General features: G+C 33.7%; 13 protein-coding genes. 10 read left to right on the forward strand and 3 right to left on the reverse strand.

The features are described from left to right. The first annotated feature begins 89 nt into the window (after positions 1 to 89). Genes STK_RS13905 through STK_RS13920 form a run of 4 tightly spaced genes read left to right on the forward strand, consistent with a single transcriptional unit; the run spans position 90 to position 3,432 of the window. Positions 90 to 1,094 (forward strand): ABC transporter permease subunit, encoded by a 1,005-nt coding sequence (locus STK_RS13905; RefSeq protein ID WP_198429835.1) that lies wholly within the window; start codon positions 90 to 92, stop codon positions 1,092 to 1,094. Beyond that, positions 1,087 to 2,055 (forward strand): ABC transporter ATP-binding protein, encoded by a 969-nt coding sequence (locus STK_RS13910; protein WP_010980623.1) that lies wholly within the window; start codon positions 1,087 to 1,089, stop codon positions 2,053 to 2,055. The genes STK_RS13905 and STK_RS13910 overlap by 8 nt, the downstream gene beginning before the upstream one ends. Beyond that, positions 2,027 to 2,965, forward strand: coding sequence for an ABC transporter ATP-binding protein (locus STK_RS13915; protein ID WP_010980624.1), 939 nt, complete (start codon positions 2,027 to 2,029; stop codon positions 2,963 to 2,965). Before STK_RS13910 ends, STK_RS13915 begins: the two co-directional genes overlap by 29 nt. 26 nt (positions 2,966 to 2,991) lie before the next feature. Then, on the forward strand, positions 2,992 to 3,432 hold the full coding sequence (locus STK_RS13920) for a hypothetical protein (RefSeq protein WP_010980625.1): 441 nt from the start codon (positions 2,992 to 2,994) through the stop codon (positions 3,430 to 3,432). Between the two features lie 110 nt (positions 3,433 to 3,542). Here the strand turns inward: STK_RS13920 and STK_RS15455 are convergent, their stop codons facing one another. Continuing rightward, a complete protein-coding gene (locus tag STK_RS15455; protein ID WP_198429706.1) occupies positions 3,543 to 3,707 on the reverse strand; it encodes a hypothetical protein in 165 nt (54 codons plus the stop codon). A gap of 305 nt (positions 3,708 to 4,012) precedes the next feature. Further along, the gene (locus STK_RS13925) at positions 4,013 to 6,094 is read right to left on the reverse strand and encodes an ABC transporter substrate-binding protein (protein WP_010980626.1); all 2,082 of its coding nucleotides are present in this window, start codon (positions 6,092 to 6,094) and stop codon (positions 4,013 to 4,015) included. Positions 6,095 to 6,206: 112 nt separating this feature from the next. On the opposite strand from STK_RS13925, the gene STK_RS13930 reads away from it, so the two are divergent. From STK_RS13930 to STK_RS13950, 5 genes are read left to right on the forward strand one after another with little or no spacing between them, the layout of a single operon-like run. Next, complete coding sequence (locus tag STK_RS13930; RefSeq protein WP_052846815.1) at positions 6,207 to 7,238, forward strand: ABC transporter permease; 1,032 nt, start codon at positions 6,207 to 6,209, stop codon at positions 7,236 to 7,238. Further along, on the forward strand, positions 7,235 to 8,311 hold the full coding sequence (locus STK_RS13935; protein WP_010980628.1) for an ABC transporter permease: 1,077 nt from the start codon (positions 7,235 to 7,237) through the stop codon (positions 8,309 to 8,311). The genes STK_RS13930 and STK_RS13935 overlap by 4 nt, the downstream gene beginning before the upstream one ends. Further along, a complete protein-coding gene (locus STK_RS13940) occupies positions 8,308 to 9,279 on the forward strand; it encodes an ABC transporter ATP-binding protein (RefSeq protein ID WP_052846816.1) in 972 nt (323 codons plus the stop codon). Before STK_RS13935 ends, STK_RS13940 begins: the two co-directional genes overlap by 4 nt. Next, a complete protein-coding gene (locus tag STK_RS13945; protein WP_010980630.1) occupies positions 9,272 to 10,243 on the forward strand; it encodes an ABC transporter ATP-binding protein in 972 nt (323 codons plus the stop codon). Before STK_RS13940 ends, STK_RS13945 begins: the two co-directional genes overlap by 8 nt. Beyond that, entirely contained in the window at positions 10,207 to 10,596 is a 390-nt protein-coding gene (locus STK_RS13950; protein ID WP_010980631.1) for a PH domain-containing protein, read from the forward strand. Before STK_RS13945 ends, STK_RS13950 begins: the two co-directional genes overlap by 37 nt. Here the strand turns inward: STK_RS13950 and glmS are convergent. Then, positions 10,589 to 12,334 (reverse strand): glutamine--fructose-6-phosphate transaminase (isomerizing), encoded by a 1,746-nt coding sequence (gene glmS / locus STK_RS13955; RefSeq protein ID WP_010980632.1) that lies wholly within the window; start codon positions 12,332 to 12,334, stop codon positions 10,589 to 10,591. The genes STK_RS13950 and glmS overlap by 8 nt on opposite strands. Before the next feature lie 34 nt (positions 12,335 to 12,368). On the opposite strand from glmS, the gene nagA reads away from it, so the two are divergent. After that, entirely contained in the window at positions 12,369 to 13,484 is a 1,116-nt protein-coding gene (nagA, locus tag STK_RS13960; protein ID WP_010980633.1) for an N-acetylglucosamine-6-phosphate deacetylase, read from the forward strand. The last annotated feature ends 130 nt before the right edge of the window (positions 13,485 to 13,614 follow it).

Here is a 13,614-nt window from a genome sequence, read left to right on the forward strand (position 1 = left end):
CTTTTTCAAATGTTTAAGTACCGTAAAATTAGTGATAAACAATTGTTAGTTATATTAAATATTTATATAGTTGGTGAATTAACACTATAATTATGAAAACATGGCTTATTCGACGTGTTATCATGTCGATAGTTACTATCCTAGCAACAATAATATTTACCTGGGCATTATTAGAATTTTCACCTACAAGTCCAGCTAACTATATTCTTAGCCAAATTTCTCCATCAGCCTTAAGCTCCATTAGATCAGCCGAGATATATACTAGTTTAGAGCAATATTTAGAAACTTTACGACCACATGGAAATCCAGTTATTCAAGCTTTAACTTACTTAGGTAATTTTCTTCATGGAAATTTAGGAGTTAGTATAGTTTATGAGGTACCTGTAACTACATTAATAGCAAATGCCTTACCATGGACGCTTTTCGTGATTGTAACGTCAGTCATTATAAGCTTCTTTATTGGTATTAGGGCTGGAGAAATTATGGGATATAAAAGAGGAACTAAAAAAGATTCTACTCTACTTATGACATTCATAACGATTAGGGCTATACCAATTTATATCTTAGGTACACTATTCTTATTCTTCTTAGGTTATGAACTTCATATATTTCCAAGCGGTGGTGCATATTCGGTTAATGTGACACCAGGGTTTAATTTCCCATTTATTGAAAGTGTTCTTTATCACGCAACCCTACCAATCTTAACCTTAACGTTAATCAATTTAGCTGGTTGGGCAATACATATGAGAGCTAATACAATTTATACATTAAGGGAGGACTATGTAGATTTTGCAGAAACTAGGGGTGTAATGGATAAGATAATTGAATCAAAATATGTTGGAAGGAATTCAATACTACCCCTTTACACCAGTTTAATAATCACATTAGGTTTCTCCTTTGGAGGTTCAGTCTTTTTAGAAGAAATCTTTAGTTATCCCGGCGTGGGATTACTTCTTTATAACTCAATAATGAATAACGATTACCCAGTAGAGATGGGTATTTTAGTTATAATAGTTTTAGCAGTCGTAATTGGAGTATTTTTGGCAGATCTAACATATTCCTTGCTGGATCCCAGAGTAAAAATGGGTGACTAGATTGCTTCTAAAAGTACAAGATCTATCAGTAGCTTACTTTATTCACAAGCAAGAAATAGTAGCATTAAAAGATGTTTCTTTTGAAATAGAGAGGGGAGAAATATTAGGAATTATTGGAGAGAGCGGTTCTGGAAAAACAACTTTGGCTAAAGCGATTATTAGGAGCATTAAACCCCCAGGAAAGATAACCAAGGGTAAAATACTTTATGAAGGTGAAGATATTCTCTCAGTTGACATTAAGAGATTTAAAAGGGAGTATCTATGGAAGAAGATCAGTTATGTACCTCAAGCTAGTCAAAATTCTTTAAACGGTGTTATGAGAATAATCGATCATTTTTATGATACAGCAATATCTCACGGTATTACAGATAGAAACACTATATATGATAAGGCTAAAGAAGCTGTAAAAATGGTATCTTTAGATGAAAGAGTTTTATCATCTTATCCTCACGAACTGAGCGGTGGAATGAAGCAAAGAGTATTAATTGCCTTATCACTTCTTCTTGATCCTGAACTTATTATTTTAGATGAACCAACAAGCGCTTTAGATGTAGCTACGCAAAAATCAATCCTTGATTTAGTAATGAAAATAAATAAGGAACTAGGAACTACAATTATTTTAATAACTCATGATATTGGAGTGGCTAATTATATTGCTAAGAAAATGCTTGTCTTATATGCTGGGCAGGTTATGGAGTTTGGAAACACTGAAGAAATAATGAATAATCCGCTACATCCTTATACACAAGGTTTAATTAATTCAGTTCCATCAATTTATAAGGATGTTAGTAAATTAAAACCTATAAGTGAAGGAGAAATACCGCTAAAGGGTTGTCCTTTTCATACTAGGTGTAGTTATGTGTCTGAAATTTGCAAGATGGAGGAACCGGGGTTGTATACAGCTAATACTAGGTTAGTTAGGTGTTTTCTTTATGATAAAGCTAGAAAAAATATCAGTTAAATTTGGTGGTGGATTACTTTCAAGGAAAAGAGCTGTTTACGCACTGAGAGATATAACTACTGATGAGATAACTTCATCTGCATTAGTCATAGGAGAAAGTGGTGCCGGTAAGACAACATTAGGAAAAGTAATTTTAGGTCTTATAAAACCCTCTGAAGGAACGTATTATTACAAGGGAGTTAACGTGTGGAAAAATAAGAGAAAGATGCTGAAAATTATTAGGAGAGAAATCCAATATATTGCACAAGACCCCTTTGCATCTTTTAATCCAAACAAGACTGTAGGTGAATCAATAGGTTATGTTGTAAAGAAATACTATGGAAGGAAAAACTATAAAGAAAGGGTGATAGAGTTATTAAAAAGTGTAGGATTAAGTGAAAGGGAGTTTTATAAGTACCCCCACCAATTATCCGGTGGACAATTACAGAGGGCAAATATTGCTAGGGCTTTAGTTCCTAGTCCTAAGATCTTAGTAGCTGATGAACCTACATCAATGTTAGATGCTTCATTAAGATTAAGCATTGTAAATTTGTTAGCAAATATAATAGAAAAAAATGACTTAAAAGTTATTATGATAACTCATGATTTAGGAATTGCTAAGTATTTTTATCATAAGGTGAAAAACGTTAAAGGGCTAATTCTTTATAAAGGTAGGCTAGTTGAAGAAGGAGATTTTCTAGATATATTAGAGAAACCATTACATCCTTATACGAAATTTCTAAAAGAGAATATAATTGATATTGCTAGTGTGAACAGAGATAATCAATATATAGTTAGTGAAGAAAAATTAAACGAGAATGGATGCCCATTTTATCCTTTCTGCTCATTTAGGGTAGATATTTGTAAAAATAATTTTCCTCCTAGCAAGAGTATTAATAATCGTAAAGTTGCTTGTTACCATTATGCTTAAAAATCAGTTTTAATAAGTTTTCACATGTGAAGCTTCTTTATATTAGTCTGTTTTTAATAGTCCTTGGTATATTACTAGTCCCAATTACTTATTTCGTTTCTAATGAAGTAATATATAAGAGTAGCTTTAATAGAACTTTATCAGATCTTGGAGCGTATACGATAAATATACCAAAGTATCAAGGAGAGCTCGTAGTGAGAGGTTATACAAATTCCACTGTAACAATTGAGGTTCTTAAGTACTTAGAGTTAATAAAAAGCGAGGAGGTAAATGGGAATTTCTCCTTTTCTTTAACTGATAACAATGCAAACGCAATTTTCTTACATAATGGATATAATCCAGCACATGTATATTTGTTTATAAAAATTATCAACAGTGGATTTCAAGGTATTGGATATACAATAGCTTCACTTCTCATCATAATTGGATTAATTTTATTGGGTTATCACAGAGTATTATCTAAGTAAAAAAAATAAATTCTTCTTTTTCATTTTACTGAATCAAAAGGATGAGCAAATCTTAACATTTCTAATGTGGTCCTTAAATTAAATAAAGGATGAGAAATAGAGGCACCAATTTATACCCTATTTTCCAGCCTCTTTATTCTTTTCTTTAAAAGCTTTTTGAAATCACAGTATAAAATGTGGGATAATATTTGTGGATGGGCCTTTATCCTCACATTTTTCATAATGAATTCAAACTCAGCCTCATTAATTTCAAATGGGTTTAATTCAACTATCATTTGTTTACTATTTTAACAACCTCGTCTTTCGAGAAACCATAATCTGCTCTAATACTCTTAACTCAAGTTTTCCAATGAGTTCCTAAGCCTATGTCGAATCTCTGAAGAACCGTAATTTCTTTCAATTTTTATAGTTTCTCTTTTATCTCTTTTCATCTGAGAGTACTGAAAAACCTATCTTTCTTTTGTCTCATAGATTATACGATTACCTTCTATTTAAATAGTTGATTTATTAAACTTAAAAAATAAAAACGGGTATAAACATTAGAAGAGTTGCTTAAACCTCTTTTGAAAAAGATAAAAAATTACATGCCTTGACTTGAATAGGTATACGTGGAGTAGTACATCATGTTGTAGAAGTAGCCTACATATGGGTTGTATACAAATCCTTGTACGTACGGTTGTACTATATAGTATGTATCTGGGACTGGTAGCCATGCATAGGGTGCTTCATTGTAGAGTATTTGATATATTTTAGCCACTAGCTGTATTTGTTCCGTCTGGTTAGTAATAAATGGTAGTGTCTGATAAATCTGTTGTAGAGTTGATATATTTACCCATGCTAGATTTCCAGAGATACCACCAAATTGTACATTAGTTAATGGCATTAATTGTTGGAATACGGGATCTGGCCAATCTGGGAACCATCCTAGATCTACCATATCTGGAGTACCAGATGGCGTTGTCCATCCATCTGTTACTGATGGTAAGACATATTTCACTGAAACACTAAGACCTATTTGTTGTAAATCTTGAGTTATTATTTCAAGTTCATCTTGCTCTAATGGTGTTACGGGGGCTAATGCATATATGTTTAATGTAGGTAATTCTTGACCGTTAGGATTACCTAATATTGTACCGTTTGGTAAAACTACGTAGAAGTCTCCTTCATAACCAGCCTCATTTAGATATTTCATAGCTAATGCTGGGTTATACTGGTACGGTGTCAAGTTATCCGGATTATAATAACCTGGGAATTGTGGAGATATTGGTCCTAAAAACTCAGCTGCTAAAATCTTACCATTATAACTAAATATTTGTAATAACTGCTGGTAGTTAATTGCATGAACTATAGCTAGTCTAAAATCAGTGATGTTTGTTGGAAATTGCTCCATGTTCATTGAAATGTAGAATACACCAGGTTCAGCACCAAAGTTCCTAAATGAAACGTTTAAAGGTAATAATGAATATGGCTTCTGTCCTAGTATTTGTCCTAAGTATGGTATTGAAACGTAAGATATTTGGGCTTGGTTTGTTAAGAAGTCCTCTACTCTATCATTATGTGATAATCCGTAATCAATTACAATATATTTAATATGAGCTGGTTGAGCTACAGCAGGTACATTCTGATACTTACCCCAATAGTTAGGATTAGCCTCCAATACTATTGTAGAGAACCCTGGAGTAACCTTAACTATTAGATACGGCCCAGTCCCATTCATACCATACTCATCAATATATGAATTTGGTGTATTTGGCTGTACACCACCATGCTCATCCACAAACACAGGATTAACAATAGCACCCCACCATGATGCTATATCGTAAATGAAGAACCTGTATGGTTCTAATGTATTGATTTCTACCTCATAAGGTCCTAGGACTACAACTGCTTGATTTGGATAACTCATTATTTTTTGTATTGTTGCATTGTTTGCATTAAAGTGAGATAATATTGACGCTAATACTTCTGCTGTTAGTGTATAATTGTTTGCAGTTGGTAAGCCAGTAGCATTTTGTATTGCGTAATTAACACCCCATGGTATAGCATAACCAGTTTGACCATAAATTGTAGCATTAAATAGTAATTCAATATAGTTTGCTACTCCAGGACCTTGACCCATCAATATAGTCCTATATAAGGAGAACCATACTGTTGATGCATTAACCTGAACACCATCTGGGAAGTAAATTCCGTGCCTAATGTAAAATATCCAATGCTGATAATCAGTTGTAGTATAATTCTGAGCAATTACCGGAACTACCTCATGATAATTACTACCATTAAACTCCACAAGCTCTTGGAAAACAGCTGTAAACAATGGACCATCTTGCACATAAAACCCGGTTGCCGGATCTAAAGCATCTGGAGGAGCAGTTTGAGCTACATCAACCAAAGTAGATGAATTTGGAGGAGAAAGCGTAATTGTCGTAGTAGTGGTTATTGAAGTTGTAGTAGTGGTTGTTGTTGTAGTAGTAGTCGTTGTCGTCGTGGTAGTCGAAATTGTTGGAGTAGTCGTAGAAGTAATTGAAGTAGTCGAAACAGTTGTTGGAGTAGTTTTATGACTTGTTAGCATTATTGCAGCTACTGCCGCTATTATTATTATTACAACTACTATTGCTGCAATTACAGCTCCTGATACTCCACGAGTTAATTTCCTATTCATATTAGACCAATAAAAAGTTTCTAATTCTATTATTTAAATCTTATCAAACTAATCAGTGTTGGTAATGACATAAAACAATAAATTTTAAATCATGATTATGGGTAGTTTAATTATGCAAAGTTCATTTTTGAAATTCGCGGTCAGAAGGGTTATAAACGGGATTGTGACATTACTACTTCTTATACTTTTTGTGTTTATTCTTATTCACGCTGCTGCCCCAAATCCAGCAGCCTTAGCCAGAATATATGCTGGAAACCCTCACGCTCCTCCTACAGAAATAGATGAGATAATAAAAGAGTATAATCTTAACGCCCCACTCTACGTTCAATTTGTGGATTACATAAAGGATATTTTTACTGGGAATTGGGGCATAGATCCTATATATAAGGTTCAAGAATCTTCTCTTTTATTTCATTATTTGCCAATCAGTCTTCAAATTGTTATACCCGGTGATATTCTAGCAGCAATAATTGGAATATTAAGCGGTGCTGTTGCTGCTGCAAACAGAGGGACTTTAAAAGATAGGTCTATAAAAGGTGTTTATTTATTAACTTGGGCTTCTCCCCCATTTTTAGTTGCTCTAGTACTCCAACTAATTATAGCTTATTATTTAGGCTTATTACCACCTAACGGGACGGTTAATCCTTTATTAAAAGCTCCACCCTCATATACACCATTCCCTATCTTAAATGCATTAATAGCTGGAGACTGGCCATATTTTATATCGGCAGTAAGACACGCGGTGTTACCAGCAATTTCAATAGCTATAATCACATTCGGATTATTTACTAGGATAACAAGGTCGTCTATGCTTGATGCAATGGAATCTGATTATACGAAATTGGCCTTTGCTAAAGGATTAAAGAGAAATTATGTAGTTTACAGAGTTGCTTTGCGAAATAGCCTAATCCCAGTAATAACACTTATAGCACTGTTTTTTGGCTATTCCGTTGCTGGGGCAGTAATAATTGAGGATATTTACCACTATTTGGGAATTGGTTATTTCATAACTCAAGCAATAGAAAGCTTAGATTACATAGCCGTTTTAGATTTTACGATAATTATTGGTATTGCTGTAATAATAGCCAACTTTATAGCTGATGTACTTTACGGTATTTTAGACCCAAGGGTGAAATTAGAATGAAAGTAAGTAAAATATTTATAATTGCAGTTGTTGCTTATCTTATAATTAATATAGGTATTTATGCGTATTCAGCAAATAAAGGAACCTTAAAAGCCTTACATTATCATAACACTGTGTTAGTGCCTTATGTACTATTTTCTACATTCAGCATAACCGCCTCTTTTGTAGCTTTAGGAATTTATTTTATATATAAGAATAGCTTAATGAGAAACGCGCTAAAAAGTAAAGTAGCATTTGGTGCGTTAATAATAATCTTCGCTTACTATACATGGTCTATATTTGAGGGGCTTTTGCAATATGCTTCTCATCAAATTCTATATTTTCCGTTAGCATACAAGTTCCTACCATATAATCCATTCCAATTTAATTTCACAGCATCATTATTACCGCCATCAATTCATCATCCTTTCGGAACGAATTATAATGGTGAAGACATTCTGAGTAGAATCTTATACGCTGCCCCCTCAGATGCAGAAATATCAACTGTAGTTGTAATTTCAGCAATTATAATTGGAGGTTTAATAGGAATGTTTGCTGGGTATTTTGGAGGATGGGTTGATGAAGTGTTGATGAGAATTACAGATGTATTCTTAGCAATACCCGGTCTAATACTGGTTATTGCTGTTGCAGTTCTTTTGGGATCTAGTTTTACTAGTGCAATGATTGGATTAATGATACCTTGGTGGGCAACATATGCAAGATTATTTAGAAGTCAAACTTTAGTAGTTAAGAACATGGGTTATGTTGATATGGCAAAATTAATGGGGTTTAGAAGTTTTAGAATAATTTTCAAACATGTGTTCCATAACGTTATAGATCCTATCCTATCTTATGCTGCGTTAGACTTTGGCAACGTAATTTTAACTTATGCAAGCTTAACCTTTTTAGGAATAGGACTACAAGGTATTAATCAGCCAGAGTGGGGTGCAATGGTATCTGATGGTTTACAGTACTTACCGCATGTATGGTGGTGGTCTTTATTTCCCTCCATTATCATTTTAGTTTTGGTAGCGTCATTCGTAATTTTGGGTGATAGATTACAAGATGTAATTGCAGGGAGGGTTACATATTGAAAGTCCTTGAAGTCAAAAATCTTTCAGTAGGGTATAAATCACTAGTTGGGAAATTTAGAGTCCTACATAATGTAACCTTTAATGTGGAGAGCGGAGAAATTATAGGAATTGTTGGAGAATCGGGTTCAGGTAAGTCTACTCTAGGTCATTCAATTATTAGATTATTACCACCAAATGCCTACTTTGAGGGCGGTGAGATTCTCTTTCAAGGAAAAGACATAACTAAAATTCCCGAGAAGGAAATGGTAAATATAAGAGGTAATGGAATTTTCATGATATTCCAGAATCCGTTAAATAGTCTAAACCCAGTAAAATCTGTTGAATATCAGCTTCTGGAAGCCGTAAGGGTTAAAGCAAGCAGAGATGGTAAAAATTTTGATGAAAAAGAAGCTAAAGAAATAATTTTAAATGCTGTAAAAGATGTTAGATTACCGGATCCAGAAGAAATAATAAAGAAGTATCCTCACCAATTATCAGGAGGACAAGTCCAAAGAGTCGTAATTGCTATGGCTCTAATTTTAAGACCAAAAATACTTATTGCCGATGAGCCTACTTCAGCATTGGACGTTACAATACAAGCTCAAGTAGTAAAACTATTTAAACAGCTTAGAGAAGAGGAGGGAATTTCTATCCTTTTTATCTCTCACGATATATCTCTTGTTTACGCTATTGCTGATAGAATAATGGTAATGTATGCTGGAAGGATAATGGAGGATGGTAATATAGAGGAAGTTATCAAAAATCCAATGCATCCCTATACTCAAGGGTTAGTAAGTAGTATTCCAACGATTTCGAAGAAAGAAGGGGAATTAAGAGTAATTGAGGGTAGCCCACCGTCATTTTTAGTTTTACCAACTGGATGTAAGTTTCATCCTAGATGCAATAAGGTAATGGATATATGTAAAAATAAAGAACCAGAATTGAAAGAGATAAATAATAGAAGAGTAAGGTGTTGGTTATATGAATGAATTAATAAGAGTAGTGGGATTGAAGAAATATTTTATAGTAGGCAGTTATGGTATTTTAGATAAAATTTTAGGGAAAAAACCGGTTATAGTAAAGGCACTTGATGGTATAGACTTGGAAATTTATGAGAAAGAGACTTTAGGCGTTGTAGGGGAATCTGGTTCTGGGAAAACGACTTTAGGAAGAATTCTTGTAACGTTAGATAAACCAACAGCTGGGGAAATATATTACAGAGGTAAAAAAATAACTGACAAAAACATTAACGAGATAAGAAAGAAAATTTCAATGGTTTTCCAGAATCCTGCAAGTAGTATAGATCCCAAGATGAAAATATTTGATGTAGTTGCTGAACCTCTAAGAAAAGTAAGTTCAGATACTAAAAGGAAGTTGGTAAAGGAAGCGTTAGAGAGTGTTGGCTTAGACTTTGATTATGTAGCCGAAAAGTATCCGAAAGAATTATCTGGTGGACAATTACAAAGAGTAGCAATAGCTAGGGCATTAATAACTGAACCAGAATTTATTGTATTAGATGAGCCAACTTCCGCGTTAGATGCTTCAGTTCAGTCGCAGATATTAAATCTTCTAGTAAAAATTCAGAGAGAAAGAGGAATAACATACATGTTCATAACTCACAATATTCATGTTGCAAGATATATTTCAGATAGGATTGCGGTATTGTATGCTGGAAAATTAATGGAAATCGGTAGTTCTGAAGACATAATTTCTTCACCGAAACACCCATATACTCAAAGTTTAATTGCATCAGTACCATCATTAAAGAGAAGGGAACTACAACCACCAAGTGGAGAAGTACCATCATTAATTAATCCCCCTAATGGTTGTAGATTTAACCCAAGATGTCCGTTTGTAATGGAGATATGTAAAAAACAGGAACCACCATTATTCGAATATAACGGGAGAAAGGTAGCATGTTGGTTACTAAACCAACAGTTACAAAAACAGTAGTAAAAGGAACTATTCTAATTTTCATCTTCTCCTTATTTTTAGATTTTTACAAAGTATTTGATTTTATTTTATTTTTGGTAATTGTATATTCATTACTCTTCTTATACATAATCTGGAAAAGAATGCATACTTATGAGTTCGATGAGAGTGAAATAATAATAAAAACACCTTTTTCAAAGAAAAAGATTATGTACTCCACCATTGATGATGCATTCTTTTCTATAGGTTTTTTGGCTAAAAGGTTTCACTGCGGTTCAATATACTTAATATTAAAGGGGGGAAAGGTAGAAATAATTAGAGATATTCCAAACCCAGAGGAGGTTTTTGAACTACTAAAAAAGAAAGTTATATAGTTACGGCCTTAACTAAACCTACTGGAGTATCAATTGGTAACTCCTTCTTAACGCCAAGTTTATAAGCTAGTAGTTGAAGGGGAATAACATTAGCTATTGGAGAAAGATCTCTAGTAGTCTTTACGCTCCTAAAATCGCCCTCTGGGGAAATAGTAATTATAGGACTGCCCCTATCTTTTGCTAACTTGATAACTTTGTTATATAAGTCCTCAGCTTGTTCTTCAGCAGGCTTTATAATTAGTATCGGATAACCCTTATTAGCTAAAACAATTGGACCATGAAGAAGTTCTCCCAATTGAATACCTTCAGCATGGGTTAGTGAAGCCTCCTTAAACTTTAAAGCACCTTCAAGGGCAATAGGATAATTGATCCCACTACTAGCAACATATAGACTTTCTTTATCAATTAAATTAACTAACTCCTCAGCTCTTTTCTCCATATAGGGTAATGAGTCTAAAACCAATTTTGATAATCTTTGTATTTCGTTCTTATCATGATCTATGTCTTTCTTATCAATTTTACCTAGTTGATAAGACACATAATCAGATAAAATTTTGAGAACAATAATTGTAGAAGTGAAGGTTTTTGTAGCCGGGACAGCAAGTTCCGGTCCGGCAGTTATTGGTAAATAAACGTTTGATTCTAAAGCTAATCTAGAGCCTACAGAGTTAGTAATACCCAAAATTACAGCGCCCCTCTGCTTTGCAAGTTTAACACTCCTTATTACATCTGAAGTCTCGCCACTTTGACTAATTGCAATAACCACAGTTCCAGTTGTAATGTTATCTAATGCGTAATAAGGAAATTCAGCCGCACTTACAACGTTTAAACTAACATCGTGAAGGTAATAGGAAGAAATATAGCCGGCGTGTAAACTACTACCATTAGCAATAATGTAAACCTTTCTAGCATTTGCAATTATCATTGAAGCTAAAGATAAGTACTTTTCCATGAGTGAATTTACAGAATTTATTAATGAGAGAGGAATATCATAAATTTCTTTTAGCATAAAGTGTGAAAAACCTCCCTTATCTGCAATCTCTTCCTTATACTTAACCCTCTTTAATTCACCATTTACTTCACCTTGGGTGTTAAATATCTTAAAACTATCTGGAGATAATATTACATAAGTATTCTCCGGGACAATGATAGCGTTTTCCGCAAAACCAGTTAAAGAGGGTAAATCACTTGAAATAAAGAAACATTCATTAGAAATACCAATATATAACCCTTGACCAGCATTTACTGCAAATATCTTTTCAACACCCTTAACTATGAAAGCAAAGGAATACAGACCTTTGATTACGTTCCAGATACCCTTTAACTTCTCCTCATAATTTCCTTCCAGATAATGTGGTAAAACTTCAGTATCAGTAGTAGTAACAAATTTGTGTCCTTCTCTCTCCAATTTTTCCCTTAATACCTCATAATCGTATAAAATACCATCCATAACCAGTCCAATTTCCCCTTTACAATCAGTTATCGGATGTGCATTATTTAATGTTGGCCATCCCCTACTTGCATACCTAGTATGACCTAAGGCGACTTTAGACTTATCATTCACCTTAAGTTCATTCCTAGCAATATTACCCAACATCTTAATTACTTCTAATGAGGAGTCCTTTTCATAAGCAATACCCGCACTATCATACCCCCTATAAATGAGCCTTTTTAAACCAATATTAATAATAGAAACATCCCTAGGATTTTTACATATAAACCCAAAAATCCCTCCCATACATTTTATACCTCTCTAACTTTAATAAACCTTAATGGAGTTAAAATTAACAAACGCTAAGATCATAACACCTTATAAAGAAATTGAAAGGGGTAGTGTGATAATTAAAGATGGTATAATTAGTGAAATATTAGAGGAAAGGACTGAGGGGGAAGACTTAGAGGGAATGCTCTTACTTCCAGCGTTTGTTGATATTCATACTCACGGAATTGGTGGATATGATTATACATCATGGGATAGTGAGGATGATTTCATAAAAAACGCTATAGGGATGAAAAAGAAACTGATCCAACATGGTGTAACAACTTTCTTACCTACAACAGTTACAATGCCTAGAGAAAGTCTGTTGGAGGCTTGTAAGGCTATATCACAGACAGATATTTTAGGACTCCACTTAGAAGGTCCTTATATAAGTGAAAAACATGCTGGTGCACAAGATGTAAGATATATAAGAAACCCAGACAAGAATGAAGTGTTGGAGTGTGTCAGAGAGAGTAATAATAAAGTAATAACAATAACTTATTCTCCCGAAAAAGATCTGGATTTTATTCCATTCATGTTAAGTCTGGGAATTTACCCTTCAATAGGACATACAGATGCAGATTATGAGACAGCAGTTAAAGCATTCCTCTTAGGTGCTAGTAGGGTTACACATTTATTTAATGCAATGAGGGCATTTCATCATAGAGATCCAGGCGTAATTTTAGCTAGTATTAATTTTTCTCCATTTATTGAAATAATTCCAGACTTTATACACGTTGATAAAGAGGTGGTGAGGTTTTTAACTAAAATAGTTGATATAAAAAGAATTGTTGCAGTAACAGATTCTATAATAGCTACTGATCTTCAAGATGGTACTTATACTTTGGGTAAAATGAGGATAAGGGTTGAAAATGGTATTGCAAGGACTGAGGATGGAAAATTGGCCGGGAGTACTTTAACAATGGATAAGGCATTTAAAAATCTATCAAGTATTATAGGAATAAGGGAGGCTTCACTCATATGTTCATATAATCCAGCAAGGGCAATAGGACTTAGTGACAGAGGGATTATTGAAAAGGGGAAGAGGGCTGACTTAATCGTAATGGATGAAAAGTTGAATGTTAAAAAAGTATTTATAAATGGAGAGGAGATTTTTTCTAGCAGTTAGACAAAGAAGTGTTTCAACTGAGATTATAATCCTTAATATTTTCTAAAGTTAACTATTACCTTTCTTCATCGGAGTTGTAAAAACTTGAAAAGGATATTAAGTTATCAAACAATTAAGTAATGTTTTTTAC

Source organism: Sulfurisphaera tokodaii str. 7, from assembly GCF_000011205.1.
GTDB lineage: Archaea > Thermoproteota > Thermoprotei_A > Sulfolobales > Sulfolobaceae > Sulfurisphaera > Sulfurisphaera tokodaii.

Bases quoted from the DNA above. Each gene is read 5' to 3' on its own strand.
- STK_RS13915 (WP_010980624.1), top strand. From the start codon at position 2,027: ATGATAAAGCTAGAAAAAATATCAGTTAAATTTGGTGGTGGATTACTT.
- STK_RS15455 (WP_198429706.1), bottom strand. From the start codon at position 3,707: ATGATAGTTGAATTAAACCCATTTGAAATTAATGAGGCTGAGTTTGAA.
- STK_RS13925 (WP_010980626.1), bottom strand. From the start codon at position 6,094: ATGAATAGGAAATTAACTCGTGGAGTATCAGGAGCTGTAATTGCAGCA.
- STK_RS13930 (WP_052846815.1), top strand. From the start codon at position 6,207: ATGCAAAGTTCATTTTTGAAATTCGCGGTCAGAAGGGTTATAAACGGG.
- STK_RS13935 (WP_010980628.1), top strand. From the start codon at position 7,235: ATGAAAGTAAGTAAAATATTTATAATTGCAGTTGTTGCTTATCTTATA.
- STK_RS13945 (WP_010980630.1), top strand. From the start codon at position 9,272: ATGAATGAATTAATAAGAGTAGTGGGATTGAAGAAATATTTTATAGTA.
- STK_RS13950 (WP_010980631.1), top strand. From the start codon at position 10,207: ATGTTGGTTACTAAACCAACAGTTACAAAAACAGTAGTAAAAGGAACT.
- glmS (WP_010980632.1), bottom strand. From the start codon at position 12,334: ATGGGAGGGATTTTTGGGTTTATATGTAAAAATCCTAGGGATGTTTCT.
- nagA (WP_010980633.1), top strand. From the start codon at position 12,369: ATGGAGTTAAAATTAACAAACGCTAAGATCATAACACCTTATAAAGAA.